This is a genomic window from Pseudomonas sp. PvP009 (genome assembly GCF_017832995.1).
Lineage (GTDB): Bacteria > Pseudomonadota > Gammaproteobacteria > Pseudomonadales > Pseudomonadaceae > Aquipseudomonas > Aquipseudomonas syringae.
Genome location: NZ_JAFIBG010000001.1, coordinates 5,435,927 through 5,461,555 on the forward strand (window position 1 = coordinate 5,435,927; position 25,629 = coordinate 5,461,555).

Sequence of the window (25,629 nt, forward strand, 5' to 3'; positions counted from 1 at the left end):
CCCCGAGGAATACCTATGAAGCTGTCAGCTCTGATTGTTCGTCCCGTAGCCCTGGCTTTGCTGGGCGCGGTGGTTGCCATGTCCTCGTCTGCCGCTTCGGCCTTCCAGCAGCCCGGCAAGATCATCGCCGGCTCGGACATGACGTTCTTCCCCTATGAATACATGGACAAGAACCGTCCCGCCGGTTTCGACATCGAGTTTCTCGACGGCCTGGCGAAGGTCATGGGGCTCAAGGCCGAGAACATCGACACGCGCTTTCCCAATCTGATCGGCGGGCTGCAGGGCGGACGTTTCGACATTACCAACTCGTCGATGTACATCACCGCCGACCGCCTGAAAGTCATCGACATGATTCCTTATCTGAAAAGCGGTGAGGCGATTCTGTCGGTCAAGGGCAGCGACTATCAGCCCAAGACGCCAGAGGACTTCTGTGGCCACAAGATCGGCTCCATGGCGGCCACTTCATGGCTGCAACAACTGCAGAAACTCTCGACCGACTACTGCGTGAAGAATGGCCTGCAACCGATCGCCATCAGCGAGTATGGCACCGACCCACAGACCACCCAGGCCATGCTGGCCCATGCCGTCGAAGCGCAGATCACTGACGCAGCCGTCGCACGCGGCGTGGTCGAAAAACTGGGTAGCCGGGTGGTGATTTCTTCCGAAACCCTGATCTACCCGGTGCTCAACGGCTTTGGCGTGAAGAAGGGCAACGACGAGGTCCGCAAGGCCCTGGAAGACGGCCTTGAGAAGTACAGCAAGACCCCGGAATACGCCGCGCTGCTGGAGAAGTACAAGTTCCAGGCACCGACCGCCGATGACATCGCCGCCCTGATGCCCAAGCCCTGACAACCAAAGGACGTGCCTGGCAGGTTCGGCAGGCACGCTCGACCGGAGAGCAACTAGCATGGCCCTTAATTTCGAAGAGCAGACGCGCATAGACCTGGCCGCGACGTTTCGCATCATCGCCCATCTGGGTATGCATGAAGCGGTCGCCAACCACTTCAGCGCGGCCATTTCGGCGGATGGCAAACAGTTTCTGCTCAATCCCAAGTGGAAACATTTTTCACGCGTACGTGCCAGCGATCTGTTGCTGCTCGACGCCGATGATGCCGACGCGGCGCATCGCCCCGATGTCGATGCGACGGCATGGTCCATTCACGGCCAGGTCCACCAGCGTCTGCCCGATGCGCGCGTGGTGCTGCACTTGCACCCGGTCTACACCACAGCCGTGGCGTGCCTGGCCAAGCCGCATATTCCGCCCATCGATCAGAACACCGCGCGCTACTTCAACCGCATTGCGGTGGACGAGCTTTACGGCGGCATGGCCGACACGACCGCCGAGGGCGCTCGACTGGCCGGTTTGCTGGAGGACAAGAGCCGCCTGTTGATGGGCAACCACGGCGTGATCGTGACCGCGCCGACCGTCGGCGAAGCCTTCGATGACATCTGGACCCTGGAGCGCGCCTGCCAGATTCTGGTGACGGCCTGGTCCACCGGCCAGCCGCTCAAGGTGCTGGCGGACGATGTCGCCGAGAAGACCGCCCGTGACTGGCAGAAGATTACGGATTTCTCTCGTCAGCACTTCGAGGAAATGAAACTGCTGATGATTCAGGCTGACCCCGCTTTGGTCGACTGATCGCCCCTGCTACTGACTGGATGCGCGTCTGCGGATGGCGTAGGGCTTTTTGCGCCCGCGCGTCGAGGTTTCATCCATTTTTCTTACGTCAACATGCCGTAAATCACCTGTCGAGGGATGCCGAGATGACAGAAAAAATCATAGAAATCGATACGCTCGTCGTAGGTGCAGGGCAGGCCGGAGTGGCCACCAGCGAACACCTGAGCCGTCTTGGCATCGAGCACCTGGTGCTTGAAAAACACCGCGTTGCCGAGGCATGGCGCAGTGGCCGCTGGGACTCGCTGGTAGCCAACGGTCCGGCCTGGCATGACCGGTTTCCCGGCCTTGAATTCGCCATGGATCAGGACGGGTTCGCGGGCAAGGAGCAGGTGGCCGAGTACTTCGAGCGCTATGCCCGCACATTCAACGCGCCGATCAAGACCGGCGTTGAGGTCAAGCGCGTTACCCGCAATACCGGGCGTGCAGGCTTTACCGTCGAAACCAGCGCCGGCACCTATGTGGTCAATCATCTGGTCTCGGCGACAGGGCCGTTCCAGAAGCCGGTCATCCCGCCGATTGCGCCGGTTAACGAGGCGCTTCATCAGATCCACTCGGCGCACTATTTCAATCCGCAACAACTGCCCGAGGGCGGCGTACTGGTGGTCGGCGCTGGTTCCTCGGGTGTGCAGATCGCCGAGGAGCTGCTGCTCTCGGGTCGCAAAGTGTACTTGTCGGTCGGCCCTCACGACCGTCCGCCGCGCGCCTATCGCGGCCGGGATTTCTGCTGGTGGATGGGTGTGCTGGGGTTGTGGGACAGCGAAACCATGCAGCCCGGCAAGGAGCACGTGACCATTGCGGTCAGTGGTGCAAGGGGCGGCTACACGGTCGACTTCCGCCGGCTGGCCCAGGCCGGAATGAACCTCGTAGGCCTGACCGAAAGCTTCGTCGGCAACAAGGTGCACTTCCAGAACGATCTGGTGAGCAACCTCGACAGTGGCGACGCGAATTACCTGTCGTTGCTTGATGCCGCTGATGCCTACGCCGCACGCAACGGCCTGGACCTGCCGCTGGAGCCGTCGGCCCGTGAACGCGTAGCGGATGCGCCGTGCATCACCCATCCGCTCAGCGAGCTGGACCTGATCGAGTCAGGCGTCACGTCGATCATCTGGGCCACCGGCTATGCCCTGGATTACAGCTGGCTGCAGGTCGATGCCTTCGACAGCAAAGGCAAACCTCGTCACCAGCGTGGCGTGTCCTGCGAGCAAGGCCTGTACTTCGTCGGCCTGCCATGGCTGTCACGCCGCGGCTCCGCGTTTATCTGGGGCGTATGGCACGACGCCAAACACGTCGCCGATCAGATCGCCACGCAGCACAAATACCGTTCCTATGACGCCGGCAAACGTGCGACTCCCGTCGTGCCGTTGCGCAACGTCAGCGGTTGATCATCGCGCTCAATGCCCACAGGAGTTACCCATGACTACGCCGACTCATACTCGTATCCGCATGTTCAACACCAAGGACACCTACCCCAATCAAAGCCTCAACAACGACCTGTGTCAGGCGGTGCGCGCGGGCAATACCGTGTACGTCAGGGGCCAGGTCGGCACCGATTTCGACGGCAATCTGGTCGGCCTGGGTGACCCGGCTGCACAGGCGCAGCAGGCGATGAAAAACGTCAAGCAATTGCTCGAAGAGGCGGGCAGTGACCTGTCGCACATCGTCAAGACCACCACTTACATCACCGACCCGCGCTACCGCGAGCCGGTCTATCACGAAGTGGGCAAGTGGCTGAAAGGCGTGTTCCCGATTTCCACCGGGCTGGTGGTGTCGGCGCTGGGGCAGCCGCAATGGCTGATGGAAATCGACGTGATCGCCGTGATCCCTGAATAAGGACTGTTGCCCATGACTTTTTCCATTGCCGCCCGCTGTGCCAAAACCGGCCAACTGGGCATTGCCATCAGCTCGTCGAGCATTGCCGTAGGCGCGCGTTGCCCCTGGCTGCGTGCAGGTGTCGGCGCGGTGTCGTCGCAGAACATCACACTCCCGGCCCTGGGACCGCAGACGCTGGACCTGATGGAGCAGGGCATTTCTGCCTCTCAGGCGCTGGATCAGGTCATGAACGTCAGCCCGTTCAGCGAGTATCGGCAGGTCACGGCGATTGATCATCAGGGGCGAGTCGCGCATTTCAGCGGCAGCGAAACACTGGGCATCAACAACGCGGGCAGCGGCGATCAGTGCGTAGTGGCTGGCAACATGCTGGCGAGCCCGACGGTCATCGACGCGATGATTCAGTGTTTCGAGCAGGCAACCGGGCACTTGGCAGAGCGTTTGTTACAGGCGATGCAGGCCGGTCTGGCAGCAGGCGGCGAAGCGGGGCCGGTCCATTCGGCGGCGCTGAAAGTCGTGGGCGAGCAGTCCTGGCCCATCGTCGATCTGCGCGTCGACTGGGCCGAGCACGACCCGCTAGGCGAGCTGAAAAGTCTTTGGCAGGCCTATCAGCCACAGATGCAGGATTACCTCGACCGCGCCCTGAACCCGGCTGGCGCACCAGGCTACGGCGTGCCCGGAGACGAGCGATGAGCTCCAGCCGCGAGCTGTTGGCGCGGCTGGTGGCCTTCGACACCACCAGTCGCGAATCGAATCTGGCCCTGATCGACTTCGTGGTTGAATACCTGGGACGCTTCGGCGTCTCCTGCGAGTTGATCTACAACGCGCAGAAAACCAAGGCCAATCTGTTCGCCACCATCGGCCCGGCTGACGCGCCAGGCATCGTGTTGTCCGGTCACACCGACGTGGTGCCGGTCGACGGCCAGCCATGGACGTTCCCGCCGTTCGAACTGAGCGAAGCGGATGGCAAACTCTACGGCCGTGGCACTGCGGACATGAAAGGCTACATTGCCTGCGTGCTGGCGCTGGTCCCGGCGCTGACCCAGACATCGCTGCACATGCCGGTGCATATCGCGCTGTCCTACGACGAGGAGGTGGGTTGCCTGGGCGTACGCTCGTTACTGGCATCGCTTCGGGCGCGGCCGGTGAAGCCGATGCTGTGTGTGATCGGCGAGCCGACGGAGTTGCAGCCGGTGCTCGGCCACAAGGGCAAGGTCGCGGTGCGCTGCGATGTACACGGTGCCGCCTGCCATTCGGCCCACGCGCCCAGTGGCGTCAACGCCATTGAGTATGCGGCGCAGTTGATCGGTGAGCTGGGTCGCCTGGGCGAGGCGTTACGGGTGGCTGACGCCCTTGACGAGCGCTTCGATCCGCCGTTTTCGACCATCCAGACCGGCGTGATCAGCGGCGGCACGGCCTTGAACATCGTGCCCGAGCAGTGCCGTTTCGATTTCGAAGTGCGTGCGCTCCCGACCCTGGACCCGCAACAGATCGTCACTGCCATGCACGCCTACGCCGAGCAAAAACTGTTGCCGGTCATGCAGGCGGTCAGTGCCCGGAGCGAGATTCGCTTCACTGAACTGTCGAGCTATCCGGGGCTGGATATTCCCCTGCACAGCCAGGCGGCGGAATTGATTGCCGGATTCTGTGGCTCCCGAGCGTTCGGCACGGTTGCCTTCGGAACCGAAGGCGGGTTGTTCGATCAGTCAGGCATTCCGGCTGTGGTCTGCGGGCCGGGCAGCATGGAACAAGGACACAAGCCGGACGAGTTCATCAGCGTCGCGCAACTTGACGCCTGTGACGAGATGCTCAAACGTGTACTGGCCTTCGCGTCGGAGCCATGAATCGCCCCGGATTTCAGTGATACAGTTGCGCGCCGAAATACGCTAACGTCTCGGCGCGCCAGTCATGAACTGGCCACTCCTCCCGGCTATTCGAACGTTCTATGGATGGAAGCATGACTGACAAACGTCCCCTTACTCACTGCTCCCTGGCCGCAATCCTCTGGCTGTGTGTCGGCACGTCGGTTTTCGCTCAGGACACGGCACTGCATTCCGGCAAGTACGAGCAGTTGATGCTGGCCGTGACGCCCGAGCATCAGGTCGAGGGTTATTACTCGGAGACGCGCGGCGAGGCATTCAGCTGTGCGTTCTATCTGCAAGGCAAGGTCGAGGCCGGGAAGGGCGCAGCGGTGTCGTCCTGGCTGGATGACGTCTATCCAGGAACACTAAAGGCCTCGGCTGATGGCGTGGTTCTGACGATCGAGCAAGGCCGGCAGCACCCCGGCTGCATGAGCGTGATGGCGCCGGACATCGCTACCGGCATGGATCTGACCCGGACCGCCAGCAAGCAGTGGGTCGGTCTGGTGACCGTCACCGCGGACAAGGCCTGGCTGCAAAAAACACCGAATGCCAAAGCCACCCGAGGCGCCTATATCGTCAAGGATGATGTCGTCGGGGTTCTGGCATTCAAGGATGGCGCGGCTCAGGTCGAGTTCATCAATGCCGATGATCGCTCTTTTACCGGGTGGATCAGTCAGGACCAATATGCGCGGTTGGCCGCGCCCGGACGCTGATGTCGGACGGGGAGGTCAGCCAATCTGCCGCACTCGGCTGAGATCTGTCGAGGGTGGGCAGCCAAACTGGCGGCTGTACTCCCTGCTGAATTGCGAAGGGCTTTCATAGCCGACGCGATAGCAGGCGCTGGAGGCATCCAGGCCTTCATTGATGATCAGTCGTCGAGCCTCTTGCAGGCGCAGCTTTTTCTGGTACTGCAACGGACTCATGGCGGTCAGCGCCTTGAATCGGTGGTGCAGCGTCGAATTGCCGAGGTTGGCCAGACGTGCCAGCTCGTCGATGCGCAGCGGCTCGGTGTAATGACTGTTCAGCCAGTCGACCGCCCGCGTAACGCGATGCGTCTGCGAATCCCCGACCGCGATTTCGTAGAGTCGCCGCCCATTGTTGCCGCGCAGCAGCCGGTAGTAGAGCTCCCGAAGTGCGAGGGGCGCAAGCATGCCGATGTCGCGAGGCGTGTCGAGCAGGCGCACCAGCCTCAACACCGTCTCCAGCAATGGCTGATCCATTGGCTCAAGAAACAGGCCCCGCTGCGGCTCGTCCGGAACGCCGTTCAATGGCGCTTCTGCAATGAGCTGGGCGATGTGCGCAGGCTCGAAATCCAGACGAATACACAGATAGGGCGCCTCGCCACTCGCTTCCAGCACGCGCCCGGCGACCGGCACAGTCACCGCGACGACCAGATAGCTGAGCGGGTCGTACACATATTGCTCATCGCCCAGCGCAACCTCCTTGCGACCTTGAACGATCACGCAAAGGGCTGGCCGATGCAGCGCATGAATCAGCTCGGACGGTGCATCGCAGCGGATAACGTGCAGCGGCGCAATAGCGGTTTCATAAACACCGGGTGCCGCAAAGCGCTGCGTCAGCAACCGGATGATTTCAGCCCGGCAAACATCGGTGCCCGGAGCGCTCGCAGCATTAGGTGTATCCATGAAGAACCCCGTCCCAAATCAGTCTTGCTGTATGCCTTTCCTTTGCATCGAACTCCATCATAGCGGCCATTGTGCAGCGATTCAGCGTGCGGCAGACCCACAGACAGGAATAGGCAAGTGTCGCGCAGGTATCGGCATGCGCGCAGTGATGAGCGACTCGTAGCATGGCCATCGCAATCAGTTTGAGCCGCGCGCTGAAACTGAGCCACCGATGACTTCACGAGGAAAGCCAGTCATGGCGAACATTCAAGGCAAGGTTGTACTGATCACAGGTGCCAGCAGCGGCATTGGCGAAGCTGCCGCCCGACTCATCGCCGCCAAGGGCGCACACGTGGTGCTGGGCGCTCGGCGCATCGAGCGTCTGCAGACGCTGGCGGCAGACATCGAAGCGCAGGGCGGCTCGGCACGCTTCCGCGCGCTGGACGTGACCGATGCGCTCGACATGCAAGCCTTTGCCGACTTCGCCAAACACGCGTTCGGCAAGATCGACGTGATCATCAACAACGCCGGCGTCATGCCCCTGTCGCCGCTCGCCGCGCTGAACATCGCAGAGTGGAACCAGATGCTCGACGTCAACGTGCGCGGCGTACTGCACGGCATCGCCGCCGTGCTGCCGAGCATGCAAGCGCAAGGGCACGGCCAGATCATCAACATCTCGTCCATCGGCGGCCTCGCCGTTTCCCCGACCGCCGCAGTGTACTGCGCCACCAAATTCGCTGTTCGCGCCATCTCCGACGGCCTACGGCAGGAGACCGACAAAATCCGCGTCACCGTCGTCTGCCCCGGCGTGGTCGAATCAGAACTGGCCGACTCGATTTCCGACGAGACCGCGCGCGAGGCGATGAAAGCATTTCGAAAGGTTGCGTTGGAGCCGGACGCCATTGCAAGGGCGCTTGTTTATGCGATCGAGCAGCCGGATGGGGTGGATGTGAGCGAGATTGTGGTGCGGCCTACGGGGAGTGCTTATTGAGGGGCAGGCCTGACTAAGGTGAGCAGGGCACCGTTGAGGGCGGTGTCGTGATGAGCTGTTCAAGTTTGATCTCGACCAACCTGGCATTGCCTCGTTCGATCGTCTTGGTTTCGATAGGCTCTTTTGCGAACCCTCGTTGATGGTAGAAATCGATGGCAGGGGCATTGCTCTCCAGCACCCAGACGACAACTCTGGTGTGGCCAGCGGATTGAAAGAGAGGCATCACATGGTCGAACAGCTCTCGCCCAATGCCTTGGCGTGTGTGCGCTGGGCTGACATAGATGGCCTGTACTTCCGCGACGCCGCGGTCTTCGGGATGTTCCCTGTCAGCCCCCGTGGCCATCCAGCCCAAGACCCGATCTAACCTGTCGACTTTGACGTACAGGTCCGATTCGCCCGAAGCGATCTCCTTGGTCCAGTGGGACAGCCTCGCCTCAAGCGTTATCCGATTGATATAGGCAGAGGGAATGATGCCCTCATAGGCACTTCTCCATGACTCCAGATGAATCGTCGCTATTTGCAGCGAGTCCTCGGGAAGGGCAAGGCGGATGCTCATATCAATGCTCCTGCTTGGTTTGTTTCAGCATTTAAAACAATGTTTATGGCATTTCTACGCAACCCAAATATATGTCCGTCGTTCTCGCCTCACTCACACCCTGTATCCATTCCCCCCTCCCCCCATCCCGTAAATAAAGCACGATACCCGCACATCGCTCATATCAAGGAATGATCCATGTCGCTGGCTATCGTCCATAGTCGTGCCCAGGTCGGGGTGGAAGCCCCGGCGGTTACTGTTGAAGCGCATCTGGCCAACGGCCTGCCGGCCCTGACGCTGGTGGGGTTGCCGGAGGGGGCGGTCAAGGAGAGCAAGGACCGGGTGCGCAGTACCATTCTCAATTCCGGGCTGGATTTTCCGGCGCGGCGTATCAAATGTAGTCAAGAAGAAAATTCAAAAAATGAGCAAAGTGCCGGGATGGCGATTTATGATTACCGGTTGCCGGGGCTTGAGCTGCACCCGAATAACTGCTTACGAGATCACTGTCGTCATGGCACCGGCAATTGGAAGTTTTTACTGAATGGATAGAGTTGATGGAATAGCCTTGCCGAGCTGCAAAATGATGGTCGTTTGTCCGTCAGCGAACTTGCTGTTCGCTTGGGTTTGAGACTGCCGCTCTATCATCGCCGGGTGCGGGCATTGGACGAGTCCGATTTGTTGCTCGGCTAACGCGCGCAACTGGATCCTGTCGCCCTCGGCCTCAACTTCTATGCGATGGTCTTTGTCACTTTGCCCGAGGGTAACCGGCGAGCCGTCGAAGCATTCGAGGCGGCGCTAGTCGAGATACCGCAGGTAGTCAATGCGCAGCGGTTGTTTTGCGAACCGAATTACTTGCTGCACGTGATCATTCAGGATCTGCCGGCGTTCAAGCGGCTTTATGAAGACAGTCTTTCAACATTGCCCAATGTTCAAAGACTGACGTCGACGCTGGTGGTGAAACGGGGGGCTCAGGATCGGCCGTTGCCGTTGTAGTTCTGCGTTCAGGCACCCACGGCTTCGACAGGCGTTGGCCCACGGGCAAAGCGCGTTGCCGAGGTCTGCAGCAACAGCACGACCGACAGGGTCACCAGCAGAAACGGTAGCAGCCAGGCGTTCTCGATGATCGCCAACTGCAGACTGAGGATCAGCAGCAGCATTGGCGTTGCCAAGGCATTTGCCTTGCTCACGTACAAACCAACGGCCGCTTCGCTGTAGCGACAGGCAATCGCAACACGGATATGCACACGAGCACCGCCAAAGGCCATGCCCAGAATTAACAAGCTCAGCGTTTTGAGAAACAGCGTGTCTGGCATCAGCCACCACATCGCGGTGGAAATTCCCGCCAGCGCAGTCAGCGCCGACAGGTAAACCAGCAGGTTACGGCCGGTGTTGGCGATTATGACCAGCACACCGATCAACGCCATGCCCAAGCCGAACACGGCATCAAGGACACCCAGTTCAAACAGCGTCCATCCGTGATTCGATACGTACACGGGCAGCATAAAATTGAACGCGCCCAGAATCGGCCAAATCAGCACCATCGGCACAAACAAGGTCATCGGCAGTCTGGCGGGAGCCGCCACTTCGAGCTTCTCGCGAACATCCATGGGCAGGCCTTTGCGCGTGTAGCAAATAACCGCAACCAGCAAGAAACCGGTGCTCAGTACAAGGGAAAAGCCGATGCCAGTCAGAATCGGCATCAAACCCGCTGCCAACAACGGACCGATCATCAGGGCCGCCTGGCTGGTGGCCGTGGTGGCGCCACTGATCCGCCGTACTTTGGTTTCATCCATTCCCCTTTGCAGCTGGGTAAACCACATGTCCAGGCTGGCCTCGAGCGACATGATCATCAGCCACACAAACAGGTTGGTGATCAGCAAGCCGAGGGTAAAGTTTCGCGAGAACCCGGAGATCAGCGCCAGGCCCGTCAGGCACATTACAAACAAGCTGCTCATCTTCCGTCCGGTCATGTGGCGCGACAGGCGCTTGATCATCATCGGCGTGATAAACGCCGGTATGAACGAGCAGAAAATCGCCAAGGCCAACGGTAGGTAGTCGCCATTGTTCTGTTTGAGAATGGTCCAGGTCAACGAGACCATCAGTGCGCCGGAAAACAGCCGGTAGACCGTCGAGCAGAACAGGAAAATGGCCAACTCTTTTGCGGTGCTTGGGTGTTCACTCATGTCGTCGATCCTTGCCCTTGAGTACGCGCGATTCATTGAATTTGAACGGTCGACGTCAGTCCCGCAGCCGGATTGAGCGGGGCACAAAACTCGCGTCGATCCGGGCTGGCTGGGTGTCAGGCAAACGTGCGCATGACCTTGAGGGTTTTCTCGATATCTTCAGGGGTGTTGATGATCCCGGCAGAGAAACGCACCGTCGAATGGCGATACGGTGTGGCACTGGCGATGATCTTCTGCGCTTTCAACTTTGCCACGACATCCTTGGGCGTCCAGCCTTTAACGTCGCAGCACACAATGCCAGCGGAAAACTCGGCGGAGCGGGGCGTGTGCAGGTGCACATTGGGCAGCTTCGCCAGGCCTTCTTTCAGTTGACCGTTGAGTTCGGCGACGCGGTCTGCGATGCGCTTGCGGCCGATTTTCTTGGCGAACTCGAACGCCTCTATCACGCCCCATTGGTTTTCAAACGCCAGAAACCCACCAGGGCTGACCCAGGCGGCCTGCGTTTCACCTTGCGGATCGCGTTGCTGGCGCCAGGCGTTGCTAGGCTCGGCGGCCATGATTGTGGGGATGGTGGGAGTGATTTGCGCCCATTGGCCTTCACGTGCCCAGACCAGCCCTGTACCGTGCGGGCCAAGAATCCACTTGTGCGTGCCGGCGCTGAAAAAGTCGCAGCCCAGACTGGCCACCTGCGCCTCGGAACAACCGAAGCCATGCACACCGTCGATCACATAGATGATCTGATCGGCTTCAGCGCGATCACGATTGAGTCGGGTAACAAGTGCTCCGATGTCCTTAAGCGGCAAGCGCACGCCAGTGCCCGAGTGCACCCAGGTCATGGCCAGAATGCGCGTCGAGGGTTTGATGGCCGCCTCTATGCGCGCGACGATCGCGTCGACGCTGACATCCTCAGGCCCTTCGTACAGGTCGATGCGACGGATGCTTCCACCCCATTTGACCACTGCCAAGCGCATGGCTTCGTCGTGGGTATACCACTCGTGATGGGTGGTCAGGATTTCCTGATCGGGGCGCAGCTTCAGACCGTTATAAATCATCGCCAGGCCCTGAGTGGTGCTGGTGGTCAGCGCGATGTCCTCGGCCCGGCCACCGGTGTACTCCGCCGCCGCAGCGCAAACCTTGCGCCAAACCATGTCTTCGGGTTTGGCGAACATATTGTCTTCAAGGTAAGTGTAAGGGTTCTCGTCGAAGGCCTGGCGGTGGCGCGCCATCGCATCGCGTACCGGTTTGGGGTTGGAAGCCAGAAAGAAATTGGAGATGTGCACAAACTCCGGCGACAGCTTGAACTGCGCCCGTACCGACGCCCAGTCGGCGGGATCAAGTGTTGTCACGGTTTCATCTTTGGCAGGCGCTTGACCCACCTGTGCGTTTACTACACTTGCAAACATGCCGCCTCCAATCAGGGTCGCTCCTACACTGGCGCCCATAAAATCACGTCTTCCCAGACTCATACCGGTTCCCTATCGATTCACATTGAAGTGCGCGCAGGACGCGCGAACATAGCATTGAAAATACGCTGACCATAGAGGCCGACGGCCAGGCCGAGTACGATCAGCACCACCGCCAGTACTTTACTTACTGGCACACTTTCGTTGAACACCACTACCGAGCCGAGCATGCCGAAGATCGGCACCAGCAGAGACAGCGGCGCCACGGTTGAGACCGGATAGGTTTTGAGCAGCGAGTTCCAGATCCAGTAAGCGAACAGCGTGTTGGGATAGACCTGAAACAGGATCGACAACACGGCAGTCGTATTCACCTGACTGACAAATGCGGTGTAGCCGGCGCTGCCGTTCACCGCGTAATCGAGGGCGAACAGCGGAATCGGTGCAAATGCGCTGGACCAGACCAGAAAGCCGAAGACATCCTTGGTGCTGGCCTTCTTGTTGATGATGTTGGCAACGCTCCAGGACGCCGCGCCCACCAGCACCAGCAACACGCCGGTGAGGCTCACCGAACCGTCACTGATCTTGATGATGCACAACAGCCCAGCGAGGGCGATCAACATGCCCAGCACCTGGAAGCGGGTCAGCGCTTCCTTGAACACCCAACCGCCGAGCAGGATGGTGAAGAACGCGCTGAACTGCAGCACCAACGACGCGATGCCCGCTGATAGCCCTGCCTTGATACCCAGATTGACCACGCCCCACAGACCAATGCCGAACACCAGGCCATAGCCGATGATGTAGCGCCACGGCACGTCGGGTTTACGGATGAAGAAAATCGCCGGTAATGCACAGAGACTGAAGCGTATACCCGCCAGGATGAGCGGATCGACGGTGGCCAGTCCCAGTTTGATCACCGAGAAATTCACACCCCAGATTGCCGTTATCAATACTGCCAACACTACGTGCAGTGGTTTCATGGATTATTTGCCTTGTTGAAGGAGGTCGGTGTCACGCCACAGAGGTAAGGTTGTGCGCCAGGCGCACACGTGAAAACAACGATTGCATCCATGCCCGGGTCTGCTGGGGGGCAGCGCTTTTGACGATGCCGGCCAATGGCGCTTCGAACGCTGAATACGTCACGTGCTCCGGCAACAGCGCGCCCACTGACAGTTCGTTCCATTGCACGACGTGCTCACTCGCTCGCAGCTCTTCGGCGCCGTCAAGGCCTTGGTAGATCCGCTCCGGATGGGTGTGCCCCGGGAAGACAAACCAACCGAAACCCAGTTCGTTCTGCTGGCGACTGAAGGCCGAAAGGTCCAGTTCGCCGTCTACGTGAATGCGTAATTCCAGCGACGGCAAGTGGATGCCCGTGGCGAGCTCATAGGTCGCAACCACATCCGCACCACCGACCCGGTTACCGACCTCGAGGAACACCGGTTCGTCGTCCGCCATGATCGCTTCGAGATGAAACGAGCCATTGTAAATCTGCACCGCTTGTAGCGCCGCGCTGACCCACTCATGCATCGACGCCGTGGTTTCGATGTGCCACGAACCGAGCGGTTGACCGCGCTCCATGTAATCCAGGCAGGTGCCCACATATTCGCTGGACAGCAGGGTGATAACGCGACCGTTCAATACCAGACCGTCGAAATGGCGGATCGGGCCGCTGATGTACTCTTCGACCTGAAACTCATCAACGCGCAGCGCAAGACCACTGATCTTGTGTCTGATCTCATCGAAGGTGCGAGCCGGTTGCTGATGAATGCTGACGTCCATGCTCGACGCGCCGCTGTGAGGTTTCAGCACGGTTGCGGCAGTCCACGGCACATGACCTTGCAGCGCCATGTAGCGCTCCAGCGACATGAAGCGAGGTACACGCAGATGCCGGGCTTGAACCGCTGCTTTCATCTCCAGCTTGTTTCGCGCCAGGGTCACCGAGTGCAACGACGCACCTTCGATATTCAGCACTTCGCGCAGACGCGCCGCGTCGAGCAATTCGTACTCGGACATCGAAATGACGCGATCAAAGGTTTGTGGGCTTTCGGCCAGCCACGCCAGCGTTTCATCGAAGGCGCTATTCAGCCCGGGGCGCACCACGCTGTGGCAACGCAGGTCGGCGGGGAGCGTATCGATCGCCGATTGTTTGCCGATGTACGTGACATTGTGCAAGTGATGGTCAATCCCGCGGTGGTATTCGATACGCGGATACGGGACACGGTGAAGAATCAGGATTTTCATGCCGGGGATCTCAAAGCGTATTAAAGAGAAGTCAGGACGCGACCTTGAACAGTTGCGCAGCGGACAGGTGACGGTTCAGTACCGTGAGCCACTGTTCGCGCAGCACCGTCACCAGATCGCGGATGTCGATGCGCACGTCATGCAACGCGACGCAGGCATGGGCCACGAAGTCGCTGTTGTCTCTGGGCGTTGCATGGATCAGTCTTGGTTCGCCGATGATCCAGGCGCATTCGAGCAGCGCGATATCGTTCTTGGCGAACTCTAGCGTCTGCGTGGCCAGCGTCAGCGTGTCATCAATCATGGTGCGGATTTCGCCCAGTTCGATCACGTCGAGCGTCATATCCTCGGGTACGCCGAACATCACCGTGGCGGCGCTGCAGATTGCCGGCGGCAGTTCCTGCGACACCGACGCGCAGAACGCCGAATCGACCCACGCCGCATACAGATCGACTCCATGTACCGCCTGCGCCAGCGTCCAGATTTTCATGCCGCCGGGACGACGGTTAGGCTCGATCACGGCCGTTTGGTAATTGGCATCACTGAGTTTGACCTCGTTGTGAAACGGACCGATTCGCTGGCCGACTAGGCGATTGACCTGTTCGCCGGCCTGACGAATCGCCTGACGCTCTGGCTGGCTGAGGCGGGCGGGCAGGATCTGCGCTACTTCCACGGGATAACGTCCGGTGGCGCTGACTTTTTCCGTGATAAACCACAGATCGCCCAGGCCGTCATAAGAGTATTCGCGGGTGAAAGTGATGAACGCCTCTGCCAACACACCGCCCTCCAGGTAGGGCGCCACTTCGGCAAAGGCCTGCTCGCAATCGCCCCCCGGTGCGACCATCACCACCCCGCGATTGTTACCTTCACACGCAGGTTTGATGACGAAGCCGCGTTCCTGGCGCAGGGCGAAATTGCGCACATCGTTGATGCATCCGATCTGCTGAAAGTCCGGCAGCATGACCCCCAGCGGGTCAAGCAGGAGACGGTCGCGACTCTCGGCGATGCGGTAGGCCAGTTTGTCAAAGGCACCCAGCGCCAGCTCGGAATCGTCCACCGGCAGGCCGAGTTGTTCGAGCAGGGCCGCACCGCTGGCGACCGCGTTATCGGAAAACACCAGTCCGGCACTGATTCTGCCAGCGTCCTCGCCCAACTGACGCAGCGCATGGCGGACGAAATCCGGAGCCAGCGGGTCGGCATCAATGACCCGGTCACTGATCTGCAGGTCATGATCCTGAGGATTGTCCCGGACCAGCCAGGTTTCGGCGCCCCATTGCTGGCGTGCATAGTTGCGCATGTGCAGAACATCGCTAATCCGGCTCAGGTTGTAGTCCACTATTAACAATACTGGCGCACGCAGCGGCATGTTCGTCATCCTTAAATATATGAAATTGCTTATGGACAGCATTGCTGTTCCAGGCGCTCGCTCAGCGGGATCTCAATGACTTTCAGCGTTGTACTGGATGTCCAGCGCCGTGGCGGAAAGACGCGCCAGACGCTCAAGTTCCGTTGCCTGATGGTCTCGGTCGAACGTCCAAAGCAATTGGCCCAAAAACACTTCGCGGGCATGCGCGGGAATCACATCACCTGCTTTGAGCAGGATGTGTTTCACCACCGGTGCCAGGGGCAGGTCGTTGAGGGTGACTGAACTCAGCGTTCCCGGTTTGGCGAAATAAACCCGGAAAAAAGTCGCTGTGGTCTGTGCGCTGCTGCCGTCCGCCTGCCAGCCAAATTGGGTCAGGCGTTGCACGAGTGCTTCGCGGGGCAGGGCGTCGTCTTGGCTGGCCAAAAGCAGATCCAGCCACAGTGAGAGCATGCTGTGGCCGGCGGTGACTGCCTCGACGCTGTGGGAAATCAAGCTGCCGCCAACGCGCGGATTGATCTCGATCAGGTCCCAGTGTTGCCCGGTGAAACGCGCTTCAACGTGGTAGCAGCCCCATTTGAGATCCATGCAGCCCAGCACGTTCTTCAGCCAATGCAAGCCCGCCGCGATCTGCGCCTGATCAAGGCTTGCGGGCGGCGTGGTGCAGCTGTCTTCCAGCACAGTGTCAGCGGTCTCGGTCACTTCGTATTTTTCATGGACGGCCACGACATGCGCCTGACCATCCACCAACAGCGTCTCAAAGCTGAATTCCTGGCCAGCGATATAATCCTCCGCCATGAACTGCAAGCCGTCGTTGAATGCCGAGGCATACACCGTGTCCTGGACCGAATCCTTGCGCAGCTTCTCAAGCGCTTCCCAGGTGGTGTCTTTACGCATCGGGAATGCCGCATACGAAGCGATCCCGTGGATCGGTTTGATGAAGTAGCGCTGGTTCTTCGCTTGCAGTGTTTCCAGCACCGGTGCAGTCAATGCATAGGCATTGGCTTGCGATAATCCTGCCTCGGCCAGTTGGTTGCGCACCTCAAGCTTGTTGCGCAATGCCAGTGCCTGCCGGGCATCAATGTCATACGTTCCGACCGCAGCGTTGGCTACGGCCATAAGGTGTCGATAACCTTCCCAAACGCTGATGCAGCAGGTGACTTGCTCGCCGGCCTTGCGCAGCGTCTGGAGTGCGTTGTTCACATCTTCCAGTCTTAGCTGGTGAGAGTCTGCGGTGTAGAGCCGGTCCGCCCAGCCCTGAATCTGTTCCAGGCGGGCCGGCACGTGTTCCGGAAGCGGCAATGAAGTCAGTACGAAACACCGGAGCTGCCGGCGATGCAGCTCCTCCTTCAAGTCCTCCAGGAAAGAAAAGCCGCAGTGGCTCAGGATCAGAACGCCGGGTCGATTTGAATTCATTGCCTGCTCCATGGCTTAAGCGGCCTTGTCTTGCGGCTTGGCCAGGGTGTCGATGTACAGCTCGCTGAAGTACATGGCGAGAATTTTCTGATGCTCGGCCAGATAGCGTTTCAGAGCTTCGATGTCCTGCTCACCTTTGATCAGGAAGCGCAGAGCGGCCCAGACCTCACCCGGATGGTCGTCGTTGATATCGGTGTGAGAGTGGGAAACCTGACCGATGATGTTTTTCTCGCCAACCGACGCCTTGAGGGCTTCGAGCTTGCGTGGTTCGAGCTTCACGTTCACATACTCGACCAGGTAGGAATAGGCAACGACGCCCAGTGGGCCTTCGTGGTCCAGCAGGTAGGAGAAGAAGCCCGCCAGCAACTTGGTGGACAGGTACGGTTCGGTGGCCAGGAACTCTTCGCGACTTACGCCGACACGTTCCAGATCCTGAATGAACAGGTCGTCGTGGAGCATTTCTTCCTGTTCGTAGTGGGCCCAGATCTGTGCAGCTTCCGGGCTGACCTTGGCTACATCGACTAGGGCTTTTGCTTCAGCCACGCGCAGCAGACGGATGCGCCATGCGGTTTCGACCAGGTGACGTTTGTAGTACGCGCTGTTGACGTCTTTGCCTTCCAGGTGAGCAGCTTGAGGCACGGTTGCGTACCATTGCTCGACTTGTATATCGATAATCCGGTCAATTTCCCCACGCAGGTTTAACGACGCGGCAGCATTGAGAAAAGGAGTGCGATCACCATAGCCAACATTCTTTACACGGTTAAGCATAATCAAGCCTCTGTTGTGGGTTTGTTTTTAAAGCGTTAATCAATAAACCGACTTCAACTGCAACTTTCAGCCAATGACTTCAATGGCTAATTCACCTCTTATCAGGCACTGGCACGCCAGACGGTATTCTTCGCCGGTGTAGCCCAGTACTTCGATAAACGCTTCTTCATCGCTGTCCCGAGGGTTTAACGCCTCAAGACCCGACTTGACTTTGATCAGACAGGCGCCGCAGGAACCGACGCGGCAGCCCAGCGGGATGACGTTCTTGCCACCGGCTTCCCACTCGATATCGGTAATAGGCGAGTTACCCGGTAATTGAAACTCAAGTTGATGCGGCGCAATAGTGAGTGTGTGCAACGCCATACTGACCTCGGTTGATAATAAAGTGTGTGTGGCAGGCCCACTGTTTCACGCTATCCGTTAACAGATGATCGCGAGAAATGTATTCAGAGTTGAACGTTATTTGGACGTCAGTTCCAGGTAGATCCAGTACAGCAGGGCAACTGCGCTGATGGCGGCACCTAAACTACAAACGGCGACCCAGCCAAAGTGTGCATATGTATAAGTAGCGGCTATGGCACCCAGACCACTGCCCGCCGAGTAGAAACACATGTAGGCACCCACCAGTCGGCTTTGTGCATCGGGCCGTGCGGCAAAGATCAGGCTCTGATTGGTGACATGGACGGCTTGCACGGCGAAATCCAGTAACACTACACCCACCACCATGGCGAACAATGAGTGTTCAACGAACGCCGTAGGCAGCCAGGACAAGGTCAACAGTGCCAGCGCGACGCCGGTGGTGCGATTGCCGAGCCCCTGGTCGGCGAGCCGTCCGGCCCGTGCCGCTGCCAGCGCACCGGCTACACCGGCGAGTCCGAACAAACCAATCTGGGTGTGTGACAGCGACAACGGAGGCGCGCTGAGCGGCAATACCATCGACGTCCACAATACACTGAACGCGGCGAAGATCAGCAGCGCGAAGGTGCCCCGGACACGCAATGTGCGTTCGGTCAGGTACAACTGGAACACCGATCGCAGCAATTGCCAGTAGCCGCCTTTTGTCGGTGGCGGCGTTGAGGCAGGCATGGTGCGCATCAGCACCAGTGCCATGCCGATCATCAGGGCGGCCGAGACAAAATAAACACCGCGCCAGCCGGCCAGATCAGCCACTGCACCGGAGACGAAGCGGGCCAGTAGAATTCCCAGCACCACGCCGCTGGTCACTGTGCCGACGGCTTCGCCACGCTGCTCGGGACTCGCCAGCGAAGCGGCGTAGGCAACCACCACCTGCACCACGACCGCCATCAGGCCCACGAGCACCATCGCGCCGAGCAACATTCCCCAATCCTGCGACAAGCCAACTGCGCACAGGGCCAGAGCCGACAGCAGCATTTGTGTAAGGATAAGTTTCTTGCGATTGAGCAAATCACCCAGAGGAACGATGAACAACAATCCGACGGCATAACCCGCTTGTGTCGCGGTCACTACAACACCAATCGTACCCGGTGAAACCGACAGGCTGGCAGCCATCGATTCCAGCAAAGGCTGAGCGAAGTAGACGTTTGCGACCGCCATGGCGCAGGTAATTGCAAAAAGAAAAGTCTGATAGCGACTGAGCTTGGAGGTGTCCTGGGGGTGAGGGGCTTGCGTGTACCCACCGCTGGATTTTTCGGCTTCGATGTCCATCTTTAGCGGGGTACCAGACTTGAACGGCATCGCTCCATCCTTGGAATATGTGGTTTTAAAAGAAAACCATGTGTGAACTTTTTAGCAAGTCCTGTTGTTAAATGCAACAACATCTGTAAAACATTTTCGTATGACGATAGAACTTTTTAAATTTCCTACTGACTCGCCTCCAGGAGACCCATGGCCAAACAGCAATTATTGGCGCAGAGCGAATGCCCTGTCGCCCGCACGCTTGAAGCAATCGGAGATCGCTGGGTGTTAATGATCATACGCGACGCGTTCGACGACGTTCGCCGCTTCAGTGAATTTCAGAAACGTCTTGGTCTCGCCAAGAACATCCTCACGGTCAAGCTCAAAATGCTCGTCGAGTTGGGCGTATTCAACATTCAGCCGGCCTCCGACGGCAGTGCCTACAAAGAATATGTGCTTACTGATATGGGCCGCGCGGTGTTTCCCATCGTCGTCAGCATGCGCCAGTGGGGGGAGCGCTACTTGTTCAACGCAGGGGAGAGCTACTCGGTGCTGCTCGACAATGAGTTGTCAGAGCCGGTAGAAACCATCGCCGTACGTTCCAGGACGGGCAAGGTGCTGACACCGGCCGATTGTCATCGGCGGGTCGTCAAGCATTGGGGTTGACGCGAGTCGAAACGACTGGTCGACATCAACGGATTGTCGATCAAGTTGGTCCGAAGCGCTGCATCGAACGTATACCTGACCGCATGCCAACCTGCTCTTTACTGGCAGTGCTGCTAGCGATGAAAGGCAATTCAAATTGACATCAGAATACTGCGGCGTCTTATCGCTTTCAGCTTAAAGCTGACAGAAGATAAGGCGGGACTTCCAGCAGCTTCAGCCAATTTGTCAGGATAGAGAGTGCAGTGACCCCACTCACACCCTGTATCCATTCCCCCCTCACCCCCACCCCGTAAATAAAGCACGATACCCGCCCATCGCTCATATCAAGGAATGATCCATGTCGCTGGCTATCGTCCATAGTCGTGCCCAGGTCGGGGTGGAAGCCCCGGCGGTTACTGTTGAAGCGCATCTGGCCAACGGCCTGCCGGCCCTGACGCTGGTGGGGTTGCCGGAGGGGGCGGTCAAGGAGAGCAAGGACCGGGTGCGCAGTGCCATTCTCAATTCCGGGCTGGACTTTCCGGCGCGGCGGATCACGCTCAATCTTGCCCCGGCTGACTTACCCAAGGATGGCGGGCGGTTCGATCTGGCGATTGCGCTGGGTTTGCTGGCCGCCAGCGGGCAGGTGCCGTTGGTGGCGTTGCAGGACGTTGAATGCTTGGGCGAGTTGGCGTTGTCGGGGGCGATTCGGCCGATTCAGGGTGTGCTGCCTGCTGCACTCGCGGCACGTGCTGCGGAGCGGACGCTGATCATTCCGGCGGTGAACGCCGAGGAAGCGTGCCTGGCGTCGGGGCTGCGGGTGATTGCGGTGAGTCACTTGCTGGAGCTGGTCGCGCATTTCAACGGGCGTACGGTGATTGCGCCGTATCAGTCCAGCGGTCTGCTGCATCAGCCCAAGCCGTATCCGGATTTAAGCGAAGTGCAGGGCCAGACCGCTGCGAAGCGGGCGCTGGTGATCGCCGCTGCCGGGGCGCATAACCTGCTGTTCAGCGGGCCACCCGGCACTGGCAAGACGCTGCTCGCCAGTCGCCTGCCGGGTTTGTTGCCTCCGCTGGACGAGCATGAAGCGCTGGAGGTAGCGGCGATTCAGTCGGTTGCCAGCCAGGTGCCGCTGACCAGTTGGCCGCAGCGGCCGTTTCGGCAGCCGCATCATTCGGCGTCCGGGCCTGCGTTGGTCGGCGGTGGCAGTCGTCCGCAACCTGGCGAGATCACGTTGGCGCATCACGGTGTTCTATTCCTTGATGAGCTGCCGGAGTTTGATCGCCGCGTGCTGGAGGTTTTGCGTGAGCCGCTGGAGTCCGGGCATATCGTGATTTCCCGGGCGCGGGATCGCGTGCGCTTTCCGGCGCGGTTCCAGTTGGTGGCGGCGATGAACCCGTGTCCCTGTGGCTATCTCGGTGAGCCGACCGGGCGCTGCCGTTGTTCCACCGAGCAGGTGCAGCGCTATCGCAACAAGTTGTCCGGCCCGCTGTTGGACCGGATCGACCTGCACCTGACCGTCGCTCGCGAAGCCACCGCCCTCAACCCTGACCCGACCACCAGTGAAAACACCGCCAGTGCCGCAGCTGTGGTCGCTGAGGCGAGAGACCGTCAGCAACGCCGTCAGGGCTGTGCCAATGCGTTTCTCGATCTGCCGGGGCTGCGCGAGTACTGCGCGCTGTCCAGTGTCGATGAAAGCTGGCTGGAGACCGCGTGCGAGCGTCTGACCCTCTCATTACGCTCGGCGCATCGATTGCTGAAGGTGGCGCGGACTTTGGCGGATCTGGAGCAGGTGGACGCGATCAACCGCAGTCATCTGGCCGAGGCCTTGCAGTATCGGCCTTCAACCAATTGATGGCCGCAAACGCAAAAACTCGCCGTCAACGATCAAGTCGACGGCGAGTTTTGGGACAGCTAAAGACGCTTACATGCTGCTATAGAACGGGAAGATCCCCATCAGCAGCGCGGCAACCAGGATGCACATGCACACCAGAATCGCCCATTTCAGGGTGAAGCGCTGGTGGTCGCCGAACTCGATACCGGCCAGTGCCACCAGCAGGTAGGTCGAAGGCACCAACGGGCTGAGCAGGTGGACCGGCTGACCGACGATCGAAGCGCGGGCCATTTCCACCGGGCTGATGCCGTAGTGGGCAGCGGCTTCGGACAGCACTGGCAGTACGCCGTAGTAGAACGCGTCGTTGGACATGAAGAAGGTGAACGGCATGCTCACCAGCGCGGTGATCACGGCGAGGTAGGGGCCCAGCGCATCCGGGATCACTGCCAGCAGGCTTTTCGACATCGCGTCGACCATGCCGGTGCCGGACAGGATGCCGGTGAAGATACCCGCGGCGAAGATCAGGCCGACCACCGCCAGCACGCTACCGGCGTGGGCCGATACGCGGTCCTTCTGGTCCTGCAGGTTCGGGTAGTTGATGATCATCGCGATACTGAACGCGATCATGAACAGAACCGGCAGCGGCAGGAGGCCCATGATCAGGGCGACCATCAGTGTCAGGGTCAGGGCAGCGTTGAACCAGATCAGCTTTGGACGGCGCGCGTCGGGGAATTGCGAGACGCTGATTTCGCTGTGGTCGACTTCATCACCCTGCAGGTGCAGCTCACCCAGACGGGCACGCTCGCGTTTGCCGTAGAAGTAGGCAATCGCCAGGATCGCGATCACACCTGCCAGCATGGCCGGGATCATCGGTACGAAGATGTCGGAGGCATCGACGTGCAGGGCACTGGCCGCACGAGCGGTGGGGCCGCCCCAGGGCGTCATGTTCATCACGCCGCCGGCCAGAATGATCAGGCCGGCCATGATGCGCGGGCTCATGCCGATGCGGCTGTACAGCGGCAGCATGGCGGCAACGCAGATCATGTAGGTGGTCGCGCCGTCACCGTCGAGGGACACCACCAGCGCCAGTACGGCGGTGCCGACCGAAATGCGCATCGGGTCGCCCTTGACCATTTTCAGGATCTTGCGCACGGCCGGGTCGAACAGACCGGAGTCGATCATCAGCGCAAAGTACAGAATGGCGAACATCAGCATCACGCCGGTCGGCGCCAGTTTGGTGATACCTGCCAGCATCATCGGGCCGATCTGCGACGCGAAGCCACCAAACAGGGCGAAGATGATCGGGACCAGGATCAAGGCGATCAGCGCAGTCAGGCGCTTGCTCATGATCAGGTACATGAACGCAATAACCATGGCAAAGCCAAGGAAAGTCAGCATGGGAATACTCCAGACGTAATACGGCTACAGAACGTGAAATGAACGAGTCAGCTCAGCAGATCGGTACGTGGAGTGGGGGCGCAAGGAGAGTGTGGAGCGAGAAGTCAGGAAGCATCGGAATCACCATTATTGTTGTTAATTGGGCCTGAAACACCTCGGAGTCCGTTCCTGGCTAACCGGTCTTTTTGCCGGAAGTGGGCTGATGCTAATTGGCCAAGCTTTCACCGACCTTTCATTCGGCAGTTGCGGGAATTTTATTGTCCGAAGGGATATGGGCATGAACGGGGGAGAAGCACGGATGAGCGAGATACACTCGGGTGGCTGCCATTGCGGCGGGCTTCGTTACCAGTTCGATGCGCCGTTGCGGGACATCGCTCACTGTCATTGCTCCATCTGTCGACGCACCTCGGGTGCAACGGTCGTCACCTGGATAAGTGTGCCGCTGGCTTCGTTCACGTGGCTGACGGGCAGCCCCTGCGCTTATGACTCTGCACCCAGCTGCGTCCGCTATTTCTGCGGCAAGTGCGGCGCTCATCTGGCGTTGTTCACGCGCAACAGCCCTGACGAGATCGACGTCACCATTGCGACGCTTGACCAACCTGAGCTGGCTGCGCCCTCTCGACACATCTGGATAGAGAACCGGCTTCCATGGCTACGCCTGGATGCGCACCTGCCGGGGGTTGAAGGCGAGCCTTTCTAAGGTTTGAGGGGAGAGTGCCAAGGCCGTAGCCTTCGGCACTATTCGTACGTTACATCCGCAGGTTACTTGCTGAACTGCGACGCCAGTTCACGCAGCAGCACTTCGGCCTCGAGCACTTTTTTCACTGATTCGTTGGCTTTGTCGCGCGTCAGTCCCAGGCGGTCGAACAGTTCGTCCGGGATATCCTGCTCGGGACCGGAGCCGATACCGTTGGCTCGCAGCAGGCGCACTGCCAGATAGACCAGGTTGGCATAGACGTGATGCTCACCCTTGTAGTGCGGGTCGTGCTGGAAACGCAATGCGATGGAGAGCTCATCCGGCATGTCCCAATAGCGCATCAGCCACGCACCGATCTGCTCGCGGCTGATACCCAGCAGGTGCTGCTCGATAAAGCTGTGGTGCAAATGCGGGTTCACTTCCAGTTGCCGGCAGATCAGGGTGAAGTGCGGTGGAAACACGTGCGCCAGCAGCAGGTAACCGAAGTTATGCAGCAAGCCGGCGAGGTAGCTCAGACCACCCTCCGGCCGGCTGGCGCGCGGAATGGCGCGGGTCAGGCCTTCGATGACGGCAGCGGTATAGATGGATTGCTGCCAGTACGGCGTGGTCTGTTGTGGCTGATCCTTGGGCAGGCTCAGGGTTTTGCCCAGTGCGAGGCCCAGTGCCAGATTGATCACCAGATCGAAGCCCAGTACGCGGACGATTGCGTCTTCGACCGAACGAATCTTGCCGGTCGACGCGTAATACGGCGAAGCGGCCCAGCTGACGACCTGAGCGGCCAGCGCTGGATCGGTTTCGACGACGCCGGTGATGTCATCGATGGTCGCATCGGGGTCGACACGCAGTTTGATGATTTTTTGCGCAGTGCCGGCCAGCGGCGGAATCTCCAGGGTCGCCTCCAGACGCTGCTGGATGCGGCGCGCTGTAAAGGCATGCATGGCCTGAGTGATTTCTGCAGGATCGTCGTCAGGACGATCGAGGTTTGGCCGGATCGTCGCCACCGGTTGACCAAAGTGCGCGGCGCTGGCCTTGCTCAGCATGCCCTTGAAGTCGTCGCTGCTGATTTCCAGCAGGACCCCAGGCTCGCCCGAACCCACCAACAGGGTTGGCTCCTGAAGCAAGCGCTCGTCGTAAAGGCACGGTGAGCTGGTCAGCGCCGGGAGACCTGGCAGTACGCGCAGGTTGTGCTTGGTGAGCATGCGCGCCAGCCGCTCGTGCGGCACGGCGGTCAGTTTGCGGCCGGTCAGCTCGGTGATGCGAGAGAGGTCGAGCAACTGGCTTTGCGGGAACAGGATAAGCAATGCACCGACAGCGTCCTCGACCAGCACAGCCTGCACCTTGCGCGCTGGAGGGAGGTTTTTTTCGTCCACGACTTCGTTGTAGCTGATAGCCAATTTTTCAAGCAACTGCCGGATTACCGACGGCGCATGGTGCGGATCATTGACTTGGGCGACTTCTGTCATGAGCTATGTCCAAATTCCTACATTTTCTGAAGTATAACCACGTTATTCGATTT

The 25,629-nt window shown here is 59.6% G+C and carries 24 protein-coding genes and 2 pseudogenes; 13 read left to right on the plus strand and 13 right to left on the minus strand.

The window, feature by feature from the left end:
• The first annotated feature begins 15 nt into the window (after positions 1-15).
• The 7 genes from JOE29_RS23375 to JOE29_RS23405 all read left to right on the plus strand — a co-directional run bounded on the left by JOE29_RS23375 (position 16) and on the right by JOE29_RS23405 (position 6,080).
• Positions 16-849 (plus strand): transporter substrate-binding domain-containing protein, encoded by an 834-nt coding sequence (locus JOE29_RS23375; RefSeq protein ID WP_003367532.1) that lies wholly within the window; start codon positions 16-18, stop codon positions 847-849.
• Positions 850-907: 58 nt separating this feature from the next.
• Positions 908-1,639 carry a class II aldolase and adducin N-terminal domain-containing protein gene (locus JOE29_RS23380; protein WP_099315432.1) on the plus strand — a complete coding sequence of 244 codons (732 nt, stop codon included), beginning with the start codon at positions 908-910 and terminating at the stop codon, positions 1,637-1,639.
• Positions 1,640-1,764: 125 nt separating this feature from the next.
• Entirely contained in the window at positions 1,765-3,060 is a 1,296-nt protein-coding gene (locus tag JOE29_RS23385; RefSeq protein WP_004412293.1) for an NAD(P)/FAD-dependent oxidoreductase, read from the plus strand.
• A 31-nt stretch (positions 3,061-3,091) separates the two neighbouring features.
• On the plus strand, positions 3,092-3,508 hold the full coding sequence (locus JOE29_RS23390; RefSeq protein ID WP_003408344.1) for a RidA family protein: 417 nt from the start codon (positions 3,092-3,094) through the stop codon (positions 3,506-3,508).
• 12 nt (positions 3,509-3,520) lie between these two features.
• On the plus strand, positions 3,521-4,198 hold the full coding sequence (locus JOE29_RS23395) for a DUF1028 domain-containing protein (RefSeq protein WP_210079909.1): 678 nt from the start codon (positions 3,521-3,523) through the stop codon (positions 4,196-4,198).
• Complete coding sequence (gene argE, locus JOE29_RS23400; RefSeq protein WP_210079910.1) at positions 4,195-5,349, plus strand: acetylornithine deacetylase; 1,155 nt, start codon at positions 4,195-4,197, stop codon at positions 5,347-5,349. Before JOE29_RS23395 ends, argE begins: the two co-directional genes overlap by 4 nt.
• A 113-nt stretch (positions 5,350-5,462) precedes the next feature.
• Positions 5,463-6,080 (plus strand): hypothetical protein, encoded by a 618-nt coding sequence (locus tag JOE29_RS23405; protein WP_210079911.1) that lies wholly within the window; start codon positions 5,463-5,465, stop codon positions 6,078-6,080.
• A 15-nt stretch (positions 6,081-6,095) separates the two neighbouring features.
• On the opposite strand, the gene JOE29_RS23410 is transcribed toward JOE29_RS23405, so the two are convergent.
• Complete coding sequence (locus JOE29_RS23410; RefSeq protein ID WP_210079912.1) at positions 6,096-7,013, minus strand: AraC family transcriptional regulator; 918 nt, start codon at positions 7,011-7,013, stop codon at positions 6,096-6,098.
• A 235-nt stretch (positions 7,014-7,248) separates the two neighbouring features.
• On the opposite strand from JOE29_RS23410, the gene JOE29_RS23415 reads away from it, so the two are divergent.
• Positions 7,249-7,983: an SDR family oxidoreductase gene (locus tag JOE29_RS23415; RefSeq protein WP_210079913.1), complete on the plus strand. Its 735-nt coding sequence runs from the start codon at positions 7,249-7,251 to the stop codon at positions 7,981-7,983.
• A 13-nt stretch (positions 7,984-7,996) separates the two neighbouring features.
• Here JOE29_RS23415 and JOE29_RS23420 read toward each other — a convergent pair whose 3' ends face one another.
• Positions 7,997-8,539 (minus strand): GNAT family N-acetyltransferase, encoded by a 543-nt coding sequence (locus JOE29_RS23420; protein WP_003313963.1) that lies wholly within the window; start codon positions 8,537-8,539, stop codon positions 7,997-7,999.
• 177 nt (positions 8,540-8,716) lie between these two features.
• Here JOE29_RS23420 and JOE29_RS23425 point away from each other — a divergent pair.
• Positions 8,717-8,911: pseudogene (locus JOE29_RS23425) on the plus strand (magnesium chelatase domain-containing protein); the annotation flags it as partial.
• Positions 8,912-9,059: 148 nt separating this feature from the next.
• Positions 9,060-9,511 (plus strand): annotated as a pseudogene (locus JOE29_RS23430) (Lrp/AsnC family transcriptional regulator).
• Positions 9,512-9,519: 8 nt separating this feature from the next.
• Here JOE29_RS23430 and JOE29_RS23435 read toward each other — a convergent pair.
• The 9 genes from JOE29_RS23435 to JOE29_RS23475 all read right to left on the minus strand — a co-directional run bounded on the left by JOE29_RS23435 (position 9,520) and on the right by JOE29_RS23475 (position 19,602).
• Complete coding sequence (locus JOE29_RS23435; protein ID WP_044312685.1) at positions 9,520-10,701, minus strand: MFS transporter; 1,182 nt, start codon at positions 10,699-10,701, stop codon at positions 9,520-9,522.
• A gap of 116 nt (positions 10,702-10,817) precedes the next feature.
• Positions 10,818-12,104, minus strand: a complete 1,287-nt coding sequence (locus JOE29_RS23440) for an aminotransferase class V-fold PLP-dependent enzyme (protein WP_024684040.1) — start codon at positions 12,102-12,104, stop codon at positions 10,818-10,820.
• An 80-nt stretch (positions 12,105-12,184) separates the two neighbouring features.
• Complete coding sequence (locus JOE29_RS23445) at positions 12,185-13,081, minus strand: EamA family transporter (protein WP_020308211.1); 897 nt, start codon at positions 13,079-13,081, stop codon at positions 12,185-12,187.
• 31 nt (positions 13,082-13,112) lie between these two features.
• Positions 13,113-14,342, minus strand: a complete 1,230-nt coding sequence (locus JOE29_RS23450) for an ATP-grasp domain-containing protein (RefSeq protein ID WP_103693830.1) — start codon at positions 14,340-14,342, stop codon at positions 13,113-13,115.
• 31 nt (positions 14,343-14,373) lie between these two features.
• Positions 14,374-15,705: a biotin carboxylase gene (locus tag JOE29_RS23455; protein ID WP_210079914.1), complete on the minus strand. Its 1,332-nt coding sequence runs from the start codon at positions 15,703-15,705 to the stop codon at positions 14,374-14,376.
• Between the two features lie 72 nt (positions 15,706-15,777).
• On the minus strand, positions 15,778-17,118 hold the full coding sequence (locus tag JOE29_RS23460; protein WP_210079915.1) for an ATP-grasp domain-containing protein: 1,341 nt from the start codon (positions 17,116-17,118) through the stop codon (positions 15,778-15,780).
• A 15-nt stretch (positions 17,119-17,133) separates the two neighbouring features.
• Positions 17,134-17,886 (minus strand): hypothetical protein, encoded by a 753-nt coding sequence (locus tag JOE29_RS23465; protein ID WP_058447016.1) that lies wholly within the window; start codon positions 17,884-17,886, stop codon positions 17,134-17,136.
• Between the two features lie 66 nt (positions 17,887-17,952).
• Complete coding sequence (locus tag JOE29_RS23470; RefSeq protein ID WP_020308229.1) at positions 17,953-18,249, minus strand: 2Fe-2S iron-sulfur cluster-binding protein; 297 nt, start codon at positions 18,247-18,249, stop codon at positions 17,953-17,955.
• Positions 18,250-18,345: 96 nt separating this feature from the next.
• The gene (locus JOE29_RS23475) at positions 18,346-19,602 is read right to left on the minus strand and encodes an MFS transporter (RefSeq protein WP_044312690.1); all 1,257 of its coding nucleotides are present in this window, start codon (positions 19,600-19,602) and stop codon (positions 18,346-18,348) included.
• A 150-nt stretch (positions 19,603-19,752) separates the two neighbouring features.
• On the opposite strand from JOE29_RS23475, the gene JOE29_RS23480 reads away from it, so the two are divergent.
• Together JOE29_RS23480 and JOE29_RS23485 are read left to right on the plus strand one after the other, a co-directional pair.
• The gene (locus JOE29_RS23480) at positions 19,753-20,208 is read left to right on the plus strand and encodes a helix-turn-helix domain-containing protein (RefSeq protein WP_024684046.1); all 456 of its coding nucleotides are present in this window, start codon (positions 19,753-19,755) and stop codon (positions 20,206-20,208) included.
• Between the two features lie 337 nt (positions 20,209-20,545).
• Positions 20,546-22,039 (plus strand): YifB family Mg chelatase-like AAA ATPase, encoded by a 1,494-nt coding sequence (locus tag JOE29_RS23485; protein WP_003413980.1) that lies wholly within the window; start codon positions 20,546-20,548, stop codon positions 22,037-22,039.
• A 69-nt stretch (positions 22,040-22,108) separates the two neighbouring features.
• Here the strand turns inward: JOE29_RS23485 and JOE29_RS23490 are convergent, their stop codons facing one another.
• A complete protein-coding gene (locus JOE29_RS23490; RefSeq protein ID WP_003313973.1) occupies positions 22,109-23,416 on the minus strand; it encodes a CitMHS family transporter in 1,308 nt (435 codons plus the stop codon).
• 298 nt (positions 23,417-23,714) lie between these two features.
• On the opposite strand from JOE29_RS23490, the gene JOE29_RS23495 reads away from it, so the two are divergent.
• The gene (locus JOE29_RS23495) at positions 23,715-24,116 is read left to right on the plus strand and encodes a GFA family protein (protein WP_044312692.1); all 402 of its coding nucleotides are present in this window, start codon (positions 23,715-23,717) and stop codon (positions 24,114-24,116) included.
• Positions 24,117-24,178: 62 nt separating this feature from the next.
• On the opposite strand, the gene JOE29_RS23500 is transcribed toward JOE29_RS23495, so the two are convergent.
• Positions 24,179-25,576 carry an aminoacyl-tRNA deacylase and HDOD domain-containing protein gene (locus tag JOE29_RS23500; protein WP_096116782.1) on the minus strand — a complete coding sequence of 466 codons (1,398 nt, stop codon included), beginning with the start codon at positions 25,574-25,576 and terminating at the stop codon, positions 24,179-24,181.
• Positions 25,577-25,629: the final 53 nt, after the last annotated feature.